Here is a 15,232-nt window from a genome sequence, read left to right as displayed (position 1 = left end):
GCGCAGCCCTTTCCGGTTGCCAAGAAGGCCGGTCCACCTCGTGGGCCGGCCTTTTGCCTTGCACTTGCCTCGACCGACCGGGCAGGGGAAGACCACCGCGTCATGTGACGCGGTGTTCTTCTGCCGTTCCGGCGCCGTCAGTGGTGCCACTCCCAGGCGTGGTCCACCGGGCCGATGCCGCCGCCGAGCGCGAAGCCGGCCGCGATGGCACCGCTCACGTACTCCTTGGCCTCCATGACGGCCTGCGGGACGTCCTGTCCCTTGGCGAGCCCTGCGGCGATCGCGCTGGCGAGGGTGCAGCCGGTGCCGTGGGTGTGCCGGTTGCCGTGGCGCGGCGCCCGCAGCCACAGCTGCGTGTCCCCGTCGGTGAGCAGGTCGGCGGCCTGGCCCCCGTGGGCGGCCAGGTGCCCGCCCTTGACGAGCGCCCACTGGGGCCCGTAAGCGAGCACGGCGTCGGCGGCCCGCCGCATGTCGTCCTCGCTCTCCACGATGACGCCCGTGAGCTGGGTCACCTCGTCCAGGTTCGGGGTGGCCACGGTGGCCCGCGGCAGCAGCTCCTTGCGTACGGCGTCCAGCGCCGAGGCGGCGAGCAGCGCGTCCCCGTGCTTGGACACCCCGACCGGATCCACGACGGCGGGGGCGGAGGTGGCGGCCAGCAGCTCGGCCACCGTCTCCACCAGCGCGGTGGAGGCCAGCATGCCGGTCTTGACGGCGTGGACGCCCATGTCGTCCACGACGGCCCGGTACTGGGCCTTCACGGCTTCGGCGGGCAGTTCCCAGACTCCCTGCACCCCGAGGGAGTTCTGCGCGGTCACGGCCGTCACCACGCTCATCCCGTGCACGCCGAGTGCCAGCATCGTCTTGAGGTCGGCCTGGATCCCGGCGCCACCGCCGGAATCGGATCCGGCGACGGTCAGGCACAGCGGTGGCGCGTCGGTCATCTGGAGGTCTCCTCGATGGACGGGTCGGAGCCGAAGTGGTCCCAGCCGCCGGTGCTCGTCCAGGGGGCGCCGTCCACGGTCACCTGGGGCAGCGCGGACCGGTTCAGCACCTCCCCGATGACCTTCCACCGGGCCGGCAGTTTCACATCGGGCGGGAAGGTCGCCACGATGGCGTGATCTTCCCCTCCGGTGAGCACCCACTGCAAGGGGTCGACCCCGACAGCCTGCCCGATGTCGTGCATCTGCGTCGGGATGTCGACGGCTCCCGAGCGCAGGTCGATCCGTACCTTGCTGGCCTCCGCGATGTGCCCGAGGTCGGCGATCAGGCCGTCGCTGACGTCGGTCATCGCCGTGGCGCCGAGCCCGGCGGCCGCGGGGCCCGCGTGGTACGGGGGTTCGGGGCGCCGGTGCGCCTCGACGAAGGCCCGCGGGGAGCGGAACCCGCGCGAGAGCACGGCGAACCCGGCCGCGGACCAGCCCAGCCAGCCCGTGACGGCCACGACGTCGCCGGGCTGGGCGCCGGAGCGCAGCACGGGCTCGTGGTTGCGCAGGTCGCCGAGGGCGGTGATGGCCACGGTGATGGTGTCCCCGCGGACGACATCGCCGCCGACCACGGCCGCACCGGCGACCTGGCACTCGTCGCGGATGCCGTCCATCAGCTCGGTGGGCCAGGTGACCGGCAGCTCGGCCGGGACGACGAGGCCGAGCAGCAGCGCCGTCGGCACCGCGCCCATGGCCGCGATGTCGGCGAGGTTCTGCGCGGCGGCCTTGCGGCCGACGTCGTACGCCGTGGACCAGTCGCGCCGGAAGTGCCTGCCCTCGAGCAGGATGTCGGTGCTCGCCACGACCCGCCGGTCGGGGGCCGACACGACCGCGGCGTCGTCGCCCGGTCCGAGCCGGACCGCCGGGGTGGTGGTGAGCCGTGAGGTGAGCTCCCGAATGAGCCCGAACTCCCCCAGCTCGCCCACAGTGCCCTTCATCGCTGTGCCCCTTCTTGCCCAGTCCGCTTGCGGTCGCGAGCCGTCACAGCTCTGGGTACCGTCAACAGATACGTCAACTTCTGCTCTCCGTACGCCCCGCCGTGCGTGGCGCCGGGCCCCCGGGTCTCCCCGTGGTGCTCGGCAACGCGGTACCGTGGCGTCCCTTCTTCCCCGGGCCCACCCGAATCCCTGGGCCCACCCGAAGGTTAGGGGAATCGATCCTCGTGGCCGCCCTGGAGGTTCCGTGGTACAGGCGTACATCCTTATCCAGACCGAGGTGGGCAAGGCGTCGTTCGTCGCCGAGTCCATCAGCCAGATCCCGGGGGTGATCCAGGCCGAGGACGTGACGGGCCCGTACGACGTGATCGTGCGCGCCCAGGCGGACACCGTCGACGACCTCGGCCGCATGGTCGTCGCCAAGGTGCAGCAGGTGGAGGGCATCACCCGCACTCTGACCTGCCCGGTGGTCCATCTGTAGCCCCCGTCTACTCTTGGCCGGTGATGACCTTCCACCGCCGGCCCCTGCGTCTGCCCGCCCTGCCCGTACTGGCCGCGGTACTGGCCCTCGCGGGCTGTGCCCCGGGTGATTCCGGAGCCCGGGTGGACCCGCCGCCCACGCCGCCCGCCGACGTCGCGGGGTTCTGTGCAGCACTGCACAAGGAACTCCCGGAGACGGTGGCCGGCCTGGCGCGGGGCGAGGCAGCGCCGGAGTCGGATCTGACCGCCGCGTGGGGCGGCTCGGCGATCGTACTGCGGTGCGGTATCCCCAAACCCCCCGAGATGGCGGATGTGAAGCAGGAGGGCGTCGAGGTGAACGGCGTCCGGTGGCTGGCGCTGAAGGTCCCCGACAGCGCCGGCGGGGGCTTCCGGTTCATCACCGGGATGCGGCTCGCGTACACCGAGGTCCGGGTCGACAAGGAGCATGCCACGGATGCGGGGATGCTGGTCGGGCTGTCCACCGTGGTGGCCAGGACCGTCCCCGAGGGCATCTCCTCGTACTGACGAGGGCCGGACACCCCTTTGCACACCGACCGCCCGCCGGGAATCCCGGCGGGCGGTCGGCATGTACGGCGCCTTCGGCTGTTGCTAGCGCAAGCCGGTGGAGCGGCTCAGGGCCGCCTGGATCAGGCGGTCCACCAGCTCCGGGTACTCGACGCCCGACTCCTGCCACATCCGCGGGTACATGGAGATCGGGGTGAAGCCCGGCATCGTGTTGATCTCGTTGATGACGAACGTGCCGTCCTCCGTGAGGAAGAAGTCGGCGCGCACCAGGCCCTCGCAGGACGCGGCGTCGAACGCCTCGATCGCGAGCCGCTGCACCTCGGCGGTCTGCTCCGGGGTGAGCGGAGCGGGCACCAGCCCGGAGGCGGAGTCGATGTACTTCGCCTCGAAGTCGTAGAAGTCGTGGCTGGAGACCGGAGGGATCTCGGCGGGCACGCTCGCGCGCGGCCCGTCCTCGAACTCCAGCACCCCGCACTCGATCTCGCGGCCGCGCAGCAGCGCCTCCACGATGATCTTCGGGTCGTGGCGCTGGGCCTCGCGGACCGCCGCGTCCAGGCCGGACGCGTCGTCGACCTTGGTGATGCCGATGGAGGAGCCGGCCCGGGCGGGCTTGATGAAGAGCGGCCAGCCGTGCTCGACGGCGAAGTCCAGGATCCGCGCCGTCGCGGCGTCCCGGTCGGCGTCCCACTCGCGGGGCCGGATGGTCACGTACGGGCCGACGGGGAGGCCGAAGGAGGTGAAGACCCGCTTCATGTACTCCTTGTCCTGGCCGACGGCCGAGGCGAGGACGCCCGAGCCGACGTACGGGATGCCGGAGAGCTCCAGGAGGCCCTGCAGGGTGCCGTCCTCGCCGTACGGGCCGTGCAGCATCGGGAAGACGACGTCGACCTCGCCCAGCGCCTTGGGGACGGCGCCCGGCTCGGTGTAGACGACCTCGCGGTTGGCCGGGTCGACGGAGAGCACGACGGCGCCGTCCTCGGAGTCCGCGAGCTCCTCGACGCTCGGGAGCTTGCGGTCGGCGATGGCCATCCGCGCGGGCTCGTCGGCGGTCAGCGCCCACCGGCCGTCCGTGGTGATGCCGATGGGCAGCACCTCGTACTTGGACCGGTCGATGGAGCGCAGCACGGCGCCCGCGGTGACGACCGAGATGGCGTGTTCCGAGCTGCGGCCGCCGAACACGACGGCCACGCGGGGCTTGCGGCCCTGCTGCTCAGGGGTCTGGGGGAGGTTCTCGCTGCTCATATCGCCACGACGATACCCGGTCATGCGTCCGGAAAGGAGTCAGCGGCGTTCCGGTTTGGCGCTGCGCCCCATGAGTTCCTTCAGCGCGACCAGCGGCGGCTTGCCGTGGTGGACGATGTCGACGACGGTGTCGGTGATCGGCATGTCCACCCCGTGGCGGCGGGCCAGATCGGCCACCGACTCGCAGGACTTGACGCCCTCGGCGGTCTGCTTGGTGACCGCGATGGTCTCCTCCAGCGTCATTCCGCGGCCGAGGTTGGTGCCGAAGGTGTGGTTGCGGGAGAGCGGCGAGGAGCAGGTGGCGACGAGGTCGCCGAGGCCCGCCAGGCCGGAGAAGGTGAGCGGGTCGGCGCCCATCGCCAGGCCCAGCCGGGTCGCTTCGGCCAGACCGCGGGTGATGAGGGAGCCCTTGGTGTTGTCGCCCAGGCCCATCCCGTCCGCGATGCCGACGGCGAGGCCGATGACGTTCTTGACGGCGCCGCCCAGCTCGCAGCCGATGACGTCGGTGCTCGTGTACGGGCGGAAGTACGGGGTGTGGCAGGCGGCCTGGAGGCGCTGCGCGACGGCCTCGTCGGAACAGGCGACGACGGCGGCGGCCGGCTGCCGGGCGGCGATCTCACGGGCCAGGTTGGGGCCGGTGACGACGGCGACGCGCTCGGCGGGGACCTTGGCCACCTCCTCGATGACCTCGCTCATGCGCTTGGCGCTGCCGAGTTCGATGCCCTTCATGAGGGAGACGAGCACGGCGTCGGCGGGCAGGAGCGGGGCCCATTCGGCGAGGTTGCCGCGCAGGGTCTGGGAGGGGATGGCGAGGACCGCGAAGTCGGCGCCGGCCGCGGCCTCGGCCGGGTCGGTGGTGGCGCGCATGTTCGCGGGGAGTTCGACGTCCGGGAAGTAGTCCGGGTTGGTCCGGCCGGTGTTGATGGCGTCGACGACCTCGCTGCGGCGGCCCCACAGGGTCACCTCGCAGCCTGCGTCGGCGAGCACCATGCCGAAGGCCGTGCCCCAGGAGCCGGTTCCGAAGACGGCTGCCTTCACGGGACGTGTCACTTCTGGTCCTCCCCCGCGGCCTTGCGCCGCTGTTCCAGCCTGGCCTTGCGATGGTCGTACAGCTGCTCGGGCGCCTTCTCGCCGCGCAGCTCCTCCAGCAGCTCCGTGATGGCCGCCATGATGGTCTCGGTGACCTCCTTGAGCACGTCCGGGGTGGGCTCCCGGTCGTGGAACTCGGAGAGGTCCACGGGGGGTCCGGCCAGCACCTGGAGGGTCTTGCGCGGGAACAGCCGGACCTTGTTCTCCCTGGCGTACGGCGGCATGGCGAGGTTCGCGCCCCACTGGGCCACCGGGATGACGGGCGCCTTGGTCATCAGCGCCACCCGCGCCGCGCCGGTCTTGCCGGCCATCGGCCACATGTCCGGATCGCGGGTGAGGGTGCCTTCCGGATAAAAGGCCACGCATTCGCCGCGCTCGATCGCGTCCACGGCGGCCCGGAATGCGTCCAGGGCGTTGGTGGTCTCGCGGTAGACGGGGATCTGGCCGGAGCCGCGCAGGATCGCGCCGACAATGGGGACCTTGAAGAGGGCCGCCTTCGCGAGCAATCGGGGCACCCGGCCGGTGTTGTACTGGAAGTGCGCGTAGGAGAGCGGGTCCAGATACGAGTTGTGATTGACGGCCGTGATAAACCCGCCGTCGGCCGGAATGTGATCCATTCCCCGCCAGTCCCGCTTGAAGAGCACCACCAGCGGCGGTTTTGCGATGACCGCCGCCAGGCGGTACCAGAAGCCGATTCTGCGGCGGGACACTCGGACACCTTCCTCTAGGACCGGTGCGCGGCTTGGGCACCCCTGGGCGGACAAGTGTGGCCTCAGGTCCGGTCTCTGTCGAGAACACCGTACGCCCCGCCCGGAGCACCGGACCTCCGGGTCGACCGGGCGGAGGCGACAATGGGCCGACGCATGACCGGGCCATGACCCGGCCGTGGTCGACGCATGGACGGACGCGCACCGGAGGGAAGGGGGCCGCCACGAACGCGGTCTGGAGTCTGGTGGTCCCGCTGAAGCCCCTGGCGGTGGCCAAGAGCCGTCTGGCGGCGGCCGTGGGCGCGTCCCGCGCCGGTCTCGCGCTGGCGTTCGCGCAGGACACCGTGGCGGGGGCGCTGGCCTGCGCAGCGGTCGCGGATGTGGTGGTCGTCACGGACGACGCCGAGGCCGGAAAGGAACTGGCGCGGCTGGGGGCGCGGATCGTGCCGGACATCCCGGCCGCCGGGCTGAACGCGGCGCTGGCCCACGGGGCGCGCGAGATACGCCGGGCCCGGCCCGGGGCGGCGGTGGCCGCTATGAACGCGGATCTGCCCGCGCTGCGGCCGCCGGAATTGCTACGCGTGCTCGAAGCCGCATCCGTATTTCCGCGGGCATTTCTGGCGGACGCCGCGGGAATCGGCACGACCCTGCTTTCCGCTGCGCCGGACGTGGAATTGGCACCCTCGTTCGGGGGCCCGTCACGGGCTCGGCATTCGGCCTCGGGAGCCGCGGAAATAGCCCTCACGGGCGTCGAGAGCGTACGCCGGGACGTGGACACGGGAGCGGATCTGCGGACGGCCCTCGTCCTCGGTGTGGGCCGTCACACGGCCCGATACAGTGCCCGTATGCAGGCGACCGCGTACACGTACGACTCCCAGACCCGCAGCGGCAGTGTGCTGCTGGACGACGGCACCCCGGTGCCCTTCGAGGCCCCGGCCTTCGACGCGGGCGGCCTGAGGCTGCTGCGGCCCGGCCAGCGGGTCCGGATCGAGACGGACGGCGAGGGGCCGGCCCTGCGGATCACGCTGGTCACCCTGCAGACCTTCTGACCTGCACGAACAGCACCGCGGGCCGGCTTCCCCAGGAGGGGGAAGCCGGCCCGGCGTGTGTGACTCGTGGCCTTACTTCTTACGGGCCGTGGTCTTCTTCGCGGTGGTCTTGCGCGCCGTCGTCTTCTTGGCGGGCGCCGTGGTCTTCGCGGTGGCCTTCTTGGCCGCCGGAGCCGTCTTCTTGGCGGTGGTGGTGGTCTTCTTCGCCGTCGCCGCGGCCTTCTTGGCCGTGGCGGTGGCCTTCTTCGCCGTCGCCGTGGTCTTCTTCACGGCGGTCTTGGCGACCACCTTCTTCGCCACGACCTTCTTCGCGGTGGTCTTCTTGGCTACCGCGGTCTTCGCCGCCGCCTTCTTGGCGGTGGTGGCCTTCCTGGCCACGGCCTTCTTGACCGTCGCGGAAGCGCCGCCGGAAAGGCTGCCCTTGGGCGCCTTCTTCACCGACACCTCGCCGCCCTTGGGCAGCTTCTTGGTGCCCGCGACCAGGTCCTTGAAGCCCTGGCCCGCGCGGAAGCGGGGAACAGAGGTCTTCTTGACCCGGACGCGCTCACCCGTCTGCGGGTTGCGGGCGTAGCGGGCCGGGCGGTCGACCTTCTCGAACGAGCCGAAGCCCGTGACCGAGACCCGGTCGCCCGCGACCACGGCGCGGACCATCGCGTCCAGTACCGCGTCGACAGCGTCCGCGGCCTGCTGGCGGCCGCCCAGCTTGTCGGCAATCGCTTCTACGAGCTGCGCCTTGTTCACGTCTTCCCCTTCGGAGACTTCGCCAGAACGAATGTGTTCAAGCTTATTTCGCACGTTAGGCGGATATATACCGCAAATCAAACACGAAACGGGCTAATCACCCTAGTGCCGCAACGGTGTAGGTCGTTACGGAGTTCCTTCGCATCAGTCGCCTTCAGGGAATCGACCCTCGTCGAGGTCCTTCATCAACCTGTCCAGGCGCCTTGCCGCATCGGCGAGATCGTGCTTCGCCGCGGCCGTGACGACCAACAGCTTCCGGGACAGCGCCATCCTTACGCCCTCCGGGACTTGCAGTGTGCGCACCCTTGTGTGTGCTTCTTTCAGCCGGTCCGCGACGAGTTCGTAGAGCTCAAGTTGACTGTCGCGTTCCATGCACAGATTGTGCCATCTGGGGCGAGTTGTCGCCTCACGGGGCCTCAACACACGGCTGTGCCCCCCGCCGGAGGGCGGGGGGCACAGTGTTGTCGATGTGATCACCCGGAGGTGAATAAGCGCTGATCAGGCCGGAATCAGACCCTAATCGTGCGCGGCTTGAAGCTCGGTCGGGCGCTTTCGTACGTGTCGATGTCCGCTTCGTTCTGAAGGGTGAGCGAGATGTCGTCCAGACCCTCCAGCAGGCGCCAGCGGGCGTTGTCGTCAAGTTCGAACTCCGCCTCGATTCCCGCCGCGCGGACCTGGCGGGCGACCAGGTCGACCGTCACCTCGGCGGTCGGGTCGGCCTCGGTCAGCTCCCACAGCCGGTCGACGGCCTCCTGCGGCAGGACCACCGTCAGCAGACCGTTCTTCAGCGAGTTGCCGCGGAAGATGTCGGCGAAGCGGGAGGAGATGACCGTCTTGAACCCGAAGTTCTGCAGGGCCCAGACGGCGTGCTCGCGGGAGGAGCCGGTGCCGAAGTCGGGACCGGCGATCAGCACGGTCGCGCCCTGGCGCTCGGGGCGGTTCGTGACGAACTCGGGGTCCTTGCGCCAGGCCTCGAAGAGCCCGTCCTCGAACCCGTCGCGGGTGATCTTCTTCAGCCAGTGGGCCGGGATGATCTGGTCCGTGTCGACGTTGGAGCGGCGCAGCGGGACGGCCCGGCCGGTGTGGGTGGTGAAGGCTTCCATGGTTCAGACTCCGGCGGTCGCGGTGGCGTCGGACAGGTCGGCGGGCGAGGCCAGATGGCCCAGCACCGCGGTGGCGGCGGCCACCTGCGGGGAGACCAGGTGGGTCCGCCCGCCCTTGCCCTGCCGGCCCTCGAAGTTGCGGTTGGAGGTGGACGCGGAGCGCTCGCCGGGGGCCAGTTGGTCGGGGTTCATGCCCAGGCACATCGAGCAGCCCGCGTGCCGCCATTCGGCGCCGGCCTCCTTGAAGACCTTGTCCAGGCCCTCCTCCACGGCCTGCAGGGCGACCCGGACGGAGCCCGGGACGACCAGCATCCGTACGCCGTCGGCGACTTTGCGGCCCTCGACGATGGAGGCGACGGCACGCAGGTCCTCGATGCGGCCGTTGGTGCACGAACCTACGAAGACGGTGTCGACCTTGATCTCGCGCAGCGGCTGCCCGGCCGTCAACCCCATGTACTCCAGGGCCTTTTCGGCGGCGTGGCGCTCCGAAGCGTCCTCGTACGAAGCAGGGTCGGGGACGTTGGCCGACAGGGGCGCGCCCTGGCCCGGGTTGGTGCCCCAGGTGACGAACGGCGACAGCGTGGTGCCGTCGATGACGACCTCGGCGTCGAAGACCGCGTCCTCGTCGGTGCGCAGGGTCTGCCAGTACGCGACCGCCGCGTCCCAGTCCGCGCCCTCGGGGGCGTGGTCGCGGCCCTCCAGGTAGTCGAAGGTGGTCCGGTCGGGGGCGATCATGCCCGCGCGGGCGCCGGCCTCGATCGACATGTTGCAGATGGTCATGCGCGCTTCCATCGAGAGCTGCTCGATGGCCTCGCCGCGGTATTCCAGGATGTAGCCCTGCCCGCCGCCGGTGCCGATCTTCGCGATGATCGCCAGGATCAGGTCCTTGGCGGTGACGCCGTCGGCCAGCGCGCCGGTGACGGTGATCGCCATCGTCTTCGGGCGGGCCAGCGGCAGCGTCTGCGTGGCCAGCACGTGCTCGACCTGGCTGGTGCCGATGCCGAAGGCCAGAGCGCCGAAGGCGCCGTGCGTGGAGGTGTGCGAGTCGCCGCAGACCACGGTGGTGCCCGGCTGGGTCAGGCCCAGCTGCGGTCCCACCACGTGGACGACGCCCTGCTCGACATCGCCCAGGGAGTGCAGGCGCACGCCGAACTCGGCGCAGTTCGCCCGCAGCGTCTCCAGCTGGGCCCGGGAGACCGGGTCCGCGATCGGCTTGTCGATGTCGATGGTGGGGGTGTTGTGGTCCTCGGTGGCGATGGTGAGGTCCAGCCGCCGGACCTTGCGGCCGGCCTGGCGCAGGCCCTCGAAGGCCTGGGGGCTGGTCACCTCGTGCAGCAGGTGCAGATCAATGAAGAGGAGGTCGGGCTCGCCCTCGGCGCGCCGGACGACGTGGTCGTCCCAGACCTTCTCCGCGAGTGTCCTACCCATCGCTTTCCCTCCGGCTCACCGTCCCGGATCCAGTGGTTCGTGGACCCGTACATACAGACTCGCTGGTTCTTGGAAAAATTGAACTTGCGTTTCACAGTGTGAGACGCGAATATCGTTTCATGGACAACTCTAGCGGCGTCGGCGTTCTCGACAAGGCAGCTCTGGTACTGAGCGCACTGGAGTCCGGTCCGGCCACCCTCGCCGGGCTGGTCGCGGCGACAGGGCTCGCACGACCCACGGCACATCGCCTGGCCGTGGCACTGGAACACCACCGGATGGTGGCGAGGGACATGCAGGGCCGGTTCATCCTCGGACCGCGGCTGGCGGAGCTCGCCGCCGCGGCCGGCGAGGACCGCCTGCTGGCCACGGCGGGACCGGTACTCACCCACCTACGTGACGTGACGGGCGAGAGCGCGCAGCTCTACCGCCGTCAGGGAGACATGCGCATCTGCGTGGCGGCCGCCGAGCGGCTGTCGGGTCTGCGGGACACCGTCCCGGTGGGCTCGACGCTCCCGATGAAGGCGGGCTCGGCCGCGCAGATCCTGATGGCCTGGGAGGAGCCCGAGCGGCTTCACCGCGGGCTGCAGGGCGCGCGCTTCACGGCCACGGCCCTGTCGGGTGTACGGCGCCGCGGCTGGGCGCAGTCGATCGGCGAGCGGGAGCCCGGCGTGGCGTCCGTCTCCGCGCCGGTGCGCGGGCCGTCGAACCGCGTGGTGGCCTCCGTGTCGGTCTCCGGGCCGATCGAGCGCCTGACCCGCCACCCGGGCCGGATGCACGCCCAGGCCGTCATCGACGCGGCCGCCCGCCTGTCGGAGGCCCTGCGCCGCTCCGGCTGACGCCCTCCCGGCCGCAGGCCCCTCCCCCATCCCCCGGGTCCGGGGGCGCGTACGACGCCGCACACGTCCGAACACGCGCCTCCGGGCCCGCACTTGTACGGGGGCCCGGCGCCGACGCCGGAGGGGGTGCGGGAACAGCGAAGAGGCCCTCCGCGATGAACGCGGAGGGCCTCTTCCGTGCGTACCCCCGACCGGATTCGAACCGGCGCTACCGCCTTGAGAGGGCGGCGTGCTAGGCCGCTACACAACGGGGGCTTGCTCTGTACTGCGCTGGGCTACCAGGACTCGAACCTAGAACAAAGGAACCAGAAACCTTCGTGTTGCCAATTACACCATAGCCCAATGTGGTCTATACCAGACCAGTACCCCCGACCGGATTCGAACCGGCGCTACCGCCTTGAGAGGGCGGCGTGCTAGGCCGCTACACAACGGGGGCAAAGCACTGCGTTACTACTGCACTGCGCTGGGGTACCAGGACTCGAACCTAGAATAAGGGAACCAGAAACCCTCGTGTTGCCAATTACACTATACCCCACCGAAAGTCAACCCCTGAGGGGCTTTTCTTTCGAGTGGCGCCTCCGTCCGGCCTTTCGGCCCGCTCCGGCGGCGCAGAAAGAACATTACCGGATGCCTGACCGTGCTCCAAAACGGGTATCCGAGGCCAGCAGCTCCGGGAGCCGGACGAGACCGTCGATCCGGTGCACGCCGCCGGGGCCCGGCCCGCGCGCGCCGTCCCGGTCGAGCCAGACCGCGGTCAGCCCGGCGTCGCGGGCCCCGCGCGCATCGATCTCCGGCTGGTCCCCCACGTACGCGACCTCGCCCGGCGGCAGTCCGAGCGCCTCGCAGGCGGCGAGGAAGGCCTGGGCCTCGGGCTTGCTGACACCCAGTTCCGCGGCGCAGAGGAGCACCTCGAAGCGCTCGCGCAGGCCGAGATGGCGAAGCTTCGGGTCCTGGTTGGCCGTGGAGGAGTTGGAGAGCACCCCGTGCCGGTAGCCGCCCGCGAGGGCGTCCAGTACGGGCACGACGTCGGGGAACAGCGTCCAGGCGGCCTTGTAGTGCTCGACGTACCGGTCGAACCAGCCGTCGGCCTCGGCGGAGCTCATCCCGGGCTCGCGGAGGAAGTCCCGTACGCGGTCCCGGCGCTGCTCCTGGAAGCCCACCTCCCCGGCGGCGAAGCGGTCCCAGTGGCGGGTCGTGATCTCCCGCCACAGCGCAAGCGCCTGCGCGGGGGATCCGTAGCGCTGTGCGATGCCCTCCTCGGCGAGCCGGCGCGCGAGGCCGGCGCTGTCCGCCCCGGTGTAGTCGAACAGGGTGTCGTCGATGTCCCACAGCACGGCGCGGATCGGCATGCCTCCGACGCTACGACATCCGCGGGCGCCGTCTGAAGGGTTTGCCCAAGTCCGCGGCTCCGGCAGCGGGCGCCGGCGGACGTCCGCAGGCGCCCGGACAACGCGTCAGGGGGCGGCTGCCGGGATGTCCGGCTGCCGCCCCCTGGGGGACCTGCGTACGGGCTGCGCCTACGCGGCGAGCTTCGCCAGGGCCGCGTCGATGCGCGACAGCGAGCGCTCCTTGCCCAGGATCTGGAGGGACTCGAAGAGCGGCAGGCCGACCGTACGGCCGGTGACCGCCACGCGGACCGGGGCCTGCGCCTTGCCGAGCTTGAGGCCGTGGGCCTCGCCGGCGGTCAGGACGGCCTGCTTGAGGGACTCGGGGTCGCTCCAGTCGGCGGCGTCCAGGTTGGCGCGGGCGGTGGTCAGGAGGGCCGCGGGCTCGCCCTTCATCGCCTTGTCCCACGACGGCTGGTCCTCGACCGGCTCCTTCAGGAACAGGAAGTCGACGTTGGCCGTGATGTCGGACAGGACCGTCACGCGGGTCTGGGCGTACGGCGCGATGGCCGCCCAGGCCTCGGCGTCGAACTCCTCGGGCGCCCAGTTGGCGTGCGGGGCCCGGAGCCACGGGGTGCAGGCGTCCGCGAAGGCCTTCGGGTCGAGGAGGCGGATGTGGTCGCCGTTGATCGACTCGGCCTTCTTGAGGTCGAAGCGCGCCGGGTTGGCGTTCACGCCGTCGATGTCGAACTTGGCCACCATCTCCTCGATCGAGAAGACGTCCTGGTCCTTGGAGAAGGACCAGCCGAGGAGCGAGAGGTAGTTCAGCAGGCCCTCGGGGAGGAAGCCGCGCTCGCGGTACAGGTTGAGCGAGGACTCGGGGTCGCGCTTGGAGAGCTTCTTGTTGCCCTCGCCCATCACGTACGGCAGGTGGCCGAACCGCGGGACGTCCGTGGCGACGCCGATCTCGATCAGCGCCTTGTACAGCGCGATCTGGCGCGGGGTGGAGGACAGCAGGTCCTCGCCGCGGAGCACGTGCGTGATCTGCATCAGCGCGTCGTCGACCGGGTTGACGAGCGTGTAGAGCGGCGCGCCGTTGGCCCGCAGGATGCCGAAGTCCGGCACGTTCTCCGGGGTGAAGGTCAGCTCGCCGCGGACCAGGTCGGTGAAGGTGATCGGCTCGTCGGGCATCCGGAAGCGGACGATCGAGGGGCGGTGCTCGCCCTGGTACGCCTCCAGCTGCACCTGGGTCAGCTCGCGGCAGTGGCCGTCGTAGCCGGAGGGCTTGCCGGCGGCGCGGGCTGCGGCGCGGCGCGCGTCCAGCTCCTCGGTCGTGCAGTAGCAGTCGTACGCGTACCCGCCCTCGCGCAGGCGCTGGGCCACGTCCGCGTAGACGTCCATGCGCTCGGACTGGCGGTACGGGGCGTGCGGGCCGCCGACCTCGGGGCCCTCGTCCCAGGTGAAGCCGAGCCAGCGCAGCGAGTCGAGCAGCTGCTCGTACGACTCCTCGGAGTCGCGGGCCGCGTCGGTGTCCTCGATGCGGAAGACGAACGTACCGCCGTGGTGGCGGGCGAACGCCCAGTTGAAGAGGGCGGTCCGGACCAGGCCCACGTGGGGGTTGCCGGTCGGGGAGGGACAGAAACGTACGCGGACGTTCGCGTTAGCCACGCTTGATCACCTTGTTGGTGAGAGTGCCGATGCCTTCGATGGTGACGGCGACCTCGTCGCCGACGTTGAGGGGGCCGACTCCGGCCGGGGTCCCCGTGAGGATGACGTCGCCGGGGAGCAGCGTCATGGCCTCGGTGATGTGGACGATCAGGTCCTCGATGGAGCGGACCATGTCGCTGGTGCGGCCGAGCTGGCGCTGTTCGCCGTTGACGGTGCACTGGATGGTCAGGTCGGTCGGGTCGAGGTCGGTCTCGATCCAGGGGCCGAGGGGGCAGGAGCTGTCGAAGCCCTTGGCCCGGGCCCACTGCTTCTCGCGCTGCTGGACGTCGCGCGCGGTGACGTCGTTGGCGCAGGTGTAGCCGAGGATCACGTCCTTGACGCGCTCCTTCGGGACCTCGCGGCACATGCGGCCGATGACCACGGCGAGCTCCGCCTCGTGGTGGAGGTCCTGGGAGAAGGAGGGGTACGCGATCGGGTCGCCCGGGCCGACCACCGAGGTGGAGGGCTTGAAGAAGGTGATCGGCGCCTCGGGACGGCCTTGATCGTCGAAGATGGCGTTTCCGAGCTCTGCCGCGTGCTCCGCGTAGTTGCGGCCGATGGCCACGACCTTGTTCGGGAGCACGGGCGGCAGCAGCCGGACCTTGCTCAGCGGGACCTTCGTGCCCGAGAGCTCGAAGTCCGCGAACGGAATGCCCTTGATGATGTCGAGGACGAGCTCACCCTCGGCGCCGGGGGCAGTGCTGCCCTCGACCGCGCCGAACGCGACATTGCCGTCGATGGAGAACCTGGCGATGCGCACGTGTTGCGTCTGCCCCTCTGTATTTCCGCTGGCTGGAGTCTGCGTGTCCAGGCTAACGCGGCGGGCAGCGGCGCTTCGCGCTCCTTTTCCCGAGTGGCTTACCGCGCGGCGGCGACCGGCGCGTCCATCAGGATCGTGCGGCGCGGGTTCGCGGTCTGGGCGGGCAGCTCGACGGCGTGCTCCGGAGCCTCGATCGCCTGCAGCTCTTCGGCGTCCTTGAGGTGCGCGAGGGTGGTGCGGCGGGGGTTGGCTATGTTGCGGAACATCATCGTCGTCTTCACGGTGTTTCGGGCCCTCGGCTCGTGTTGTCGGGTGGGGGTTG

At 70.6% G+C, this 15,232-nt stretch carries 16 protein-coding genes, 4 tRNA genes and 1 pseudogene; 4 read left to right on the top strand and 17 right to left on the bottom strand.

The window, feature by feature from the left end:
* Positions 1-137 precede the first annotated feature (137 nt).
* On the bottom strand, positions 138-941 hold the full coding sequence (thiD, locus tag ACFXGI_RS18445; RefSeq protein WP_384707355.1) for a bifunctional hydroxymethylpyrimidine kinase/phosphomethylpyrimidine kinase: 804 nt from the start codon (positions 939-941) through the stop codon (positions 138-140).
* Entirely contained in the window at positions 938-1,921 is a 984-nt protein-coding gene (locus ACFXGI_RS18440; protein ID WP_384707352.1) for a thiamine-phosphate kinase, read from the bottom strand. Before ACFXGI_RS18440 ends, thiD begins: the two co-directional genes overlap by 4 nt.
* A gap of 244 nt (positions 1,922-2,165) precedes the next feature.
* On the opposite strand from ACFXGI_RS18440, the gene ACFXGI_RS18435 reads away from it, so the two are divergent.
* Both ACFXGI_RS18435 and ACFXGI_RS18430 read left to right on the top strand, forming a co-directional pair.
* The gene (locus ACFXGI_RS18435; RefSeq protein WP_384707349.1) at positions 2,166-2,399 is read left to right on the top strand and encodes an Lrp/AsnC family transcriptional regulator; all 234 of its coding nucleotides are present in this window, start codon (positions 2,166-2,168) and stop codon (positions 2,397-2,399) included.
* Between the two features lie 23 nt (positions 2,400-2,422).
* Positions 2,423-2,923, top strand: coding sequence for a DUF3515 domain-containing protein (locus ACFXGI_RS18430; RefSeq protein ID WP_384707346.1), 501 nt, complete (start codon positions 2,423-2,425; stop codon positions 2,921-2,923).
* An 84-nt stretch (positions 2,924-3,007) separates the two neighbouring features.
* Here the strand turns inward: ACFXGI_RS18430 and ACFXGI_RS18425 are convergent, their stop codons facing one another.
* From ACFXGI_RS18425 to ACFXGI_RS18415, 3 genes are read right to left on the bottom strand one after another with little or no spacing between them, the layout of a single operon-like run.
* A complete protein-coding gene (locus ACFXGI_RS18425; RefSeq protein ID WP_384707343.1) occupies positions 3,008-4,165 on the bottom strand; it encodes a D-alanine--D-alanine ligase family protein in 1,158 nt (385 codons plus the stop codon).
* 39 nt (positions 4,166-4,204) lie between these two features.
* Positions 4,205-5,215 carry an NAD(P)H-dependent glycerol-3-phosphate dehydrogenase gene (locus tag ACFXGI_RS18420; protein WP_384707340.1) on the bottom strand — a complete coding sequence of 337 codons (1,011 nt, stop codon included), beginning with the start codon at positions 5,213-5,215 and terminating at the stop codon, positions 4,205-4,207.
* On the bottom strand, positions 5,212-5,964 hold the full coding sequence (locus ACFXGI_RS18415) for a lysophospholipid acyltransferase family protein (protein ID WP_384707337.1): 753 nt from the start codon (positions 5,962-5,964) through the stop codon (positions 5,212-5,214). Before ACFXGI_RS18415 ends, ACFXGI_RS18420 begins: the two co-directional genes overlap by 4 nt.
* Before the next feature lie 164 nt (positions 5,965-6,128).
* Between ACFXGI_RS18415 and cofC the strand changes: the two are divergent.
* Positions 6,129-6,809, top strand: a pseudogene (gene cofC / locus ACFXGI_RS18410) (2-phospho-L-lactate guanylyltransferase); the annotation flags it as partial.
* Between the two features lie 273 nt (positions 6,810-7,082).
* Here the strand turns inward: cofC and ACFXGI_RS18405 are convergent.
* The 4 genes from ACFXGI_RS18405 to leuC form a co-directional block, all read right to left on the bottom strand.
* A complete protein-coding gene (locus ACFXGI_RS18405) occupies positions 7,083-7,751 on the bottom strand; it encodes an HU family DNA-binding protein (protein WP_384707334.1) in 669 nt (222 codons plus the stop codon).
* A gap of 144 nt (positions 7,752-7,895) precedes the next feature.
* Positions 7,896-8,123 carry a hypothetical protein gene (locus ACFXGI_RS18400; protein WP_008739877.1) on the bottom strand — a complete coding sequence of 76 codons (228 nt, stop codon included), beginning with the start codon at positions 8,121-8,123 and terminating at the stop codon, positions 7,896-7,898.
* A 137-nt stretch (positions 8,124-8,260) separates the two neighbouring features.
* Positions 8,261-8,854, bottom strand: a complete 594-nt coding sequence (gene leuD / locus ACFXGI_RS18395; RefSeq protein WP_384707330.1) for a 3-isopropylmalate dehydratase small subunit — start codon at positions 8,852-8,854, stop codon at positions 8,261-8,263.
* A 3-nt stretch (positions 8,855-8,857) separates the two neighbouring features.
* Positions 8,858-10,282 carry a 3-isopropylmalate dehydratase large subunit gene (gene leuC, locus ACFXGI_RS18390; protein ID WP_384707327.1) on the bottom strand — a complete coding sequence of 475 codons (1,425 nt, stop codon included), beginning with the start codon at positions 10,280-10,282 and terminating at the stop codon, positions 8,858-8,860.
* Between the two features lie 119 nt (positions 10,283-10,401).
* Between leuC and ndgR the strand changes: the two genes are divergently transcribed.
* On the top strand, positions 10,402-11,118 hold the full coding sequence (gene ndgR / locus ACFXGI_RS18385) for an IclR family transcriptional regulator NdgR (RefSeq protein ID WP_073911130.1): 717 nt from the start codon (positions 10,402-10,404) through the stop codon (positions 11,116-11,118).
* 182 nt (positions 11,119-11,300) lie between these two features.
* On the opposite strand, the gene ACFXGI_RS18380 is transcribed toward ndgR, so the two are convergent.
* The 8 genes from ACFXGI_RS18380 to ACFXGI_RS18345 form a co-directional block, all read right to left on the bottom strand.
* A tRNA-Glu gene (locus tag ACFXGI_RS18380) sits at positions 11,301-11,373 on the bottom strand.
* Between the two features lie 15 nt (positions 11,374-11,388).
* Positions 11,389-11,460 (bottom strand) — tRNA-Gln (locus tag ACFXGI_RS18375).
* A gap of 21 nt (positions 11,461-11,481) precedes the next feature.
* Positions 11,482-11,554, bottom strand: a tRNA-Glu gene (locus ACFXGI_RS18370).
* Between the two features lie 27 nt (positions 11,555-11,581).
* Positions 11,582-11,653, bottom strand: a tRNA-Gln gene (locus ACFXGI_RS18365).
* An 85-nt stretch (positions 11,654-11,738) separates the two neighbouring features.
* Entirely contained in the window at positions 11,739-12,467 is a 729-nt protein-coding gene (locus ACFXGI_RS18360) for an HAD family hydrolase (protein ID WP_384707324.1), read from the bottom strand.
* A 168-nt stretch (positions 12,468-12,635) separates the two neighbouring features.
* Positions 12,636-14,111: a glutamate--tRNA ligase gene (gene gltX / locus ACFXGI_RS18355; RefSeq protein WP_384707321.1), complete on the bottom strand. Its 1,476-nt coding sequence runs from the start codon at positions 14,109-14,111 to the stop codon at positions 12,636-12,638.
* Positions 14,104-14,910, bottom strand: coding sequence for a fumarylacetoacetate hydrolase family protein (locus tag ACFXGI_RS18350; RefSeq protein ID WP_384707318.1), 807 nt, complete (start codon positions 14,908-14,910; stop codon positions 14,104-14,106). Before ACFXGI_RS18350 ends, gltX begins: the two co-directional genes overlap by 8 nt.
* 98 nt (positions 14,911-15,008) lie before the next feature.
* Positions 15,009-15,191 (bottom strand): hypothetical protein, encoded by a 183-nt coding sequence (locus ACFXGI_RS18345; protein WP_384707315.1) that lies wholly within the window; start codon positions 15,189-15,191, stop codon positions 15,009-15,011.
* Between the last annotated feature and the right edge of the window lie 41 nt (positions 15,192-15,232).

Source organism: Streptomyces sp. NPDC059355, assembly GCF_042752335.1.
Lineage (GTDB): Bacteria > Actinomycetota > Actinomycetes > Streptomycetales > Streptomycetaceae > Streptomyces.
This window is presented reverse-complemented; position numbering and strand designations above follow the sequence as displayed.

What these genes read in the sequence shown, in the direction of transcription:
- thiD (WP_384707355.1), bottom strand. Translation starts at nt 941, where the DNA reads ATGACCGACGCGCCACCGCTGTGCCTGACCGTCGCCGGATCCGATTCC.
- ndgR (WP_073911130.1), top strand. Translation starts at nt 10,402, where the DNA reads ATGGACAACTCTAGCGGCGTCGGCGTTCTCGACAAGGCAGCTCTGGTA.
- ACFXGI_RS18360 (WP_384707324.1), bottom strand. Translation starts at nt 12,467, where the DNA reads ATGCCGATCCGCGCCGTGCTGTGGGACATCGACGACACCCTGTTCGAC.
- leuC (WP_384707327.1), bottom strand. Translation starts at nt 10,282, where the DNA reads ATGGGTAGGACACTCGCGGAGAAGGTCTGGGACGACCACGTCGTCCGG.
- ACFXGI_RS18400 (WP_008739877.1), bottom strand. Translation starts at nt 8,123, where the DNA reads ATGGAACGCGACAGTCAACTTGAGCTCTACGAACTCGTCGCGGACCGG.
- ACFXGI_RS18430 (WP_384707346.1), top strand. Translation starts at nt 2,423, where the DNA reads ATGACCTTCCACCGCCGGCCCCTGCGTCTGCCCGCCCTGCCCGTACTG.
- ACFXGI_RS18440 (WP_384707352.1), bottom strand. Translation starts at nt 1,921, where the DNA reads ATGAAGGGCACTGTGGGCGAGCTGGGGGAGTTCGGGCTCATTCGGGAG.
- ACFXGI_RS18425 (WP_384707343.1), bottom strand. Translation starts at nt 4,165, where the DNA reads ATGAGCAGCGAGAACCTCCCCCAGACCCCTGAGCAGCAGGGCCGCAAG.
- leuD (WP_384707330.1), bottom strand. Translation starts at nt 8,854, where the DNA reads ATGGAAGCCTTCACCACCCACACCGGCCGGGCCGTCCCGCTGCGCCGC.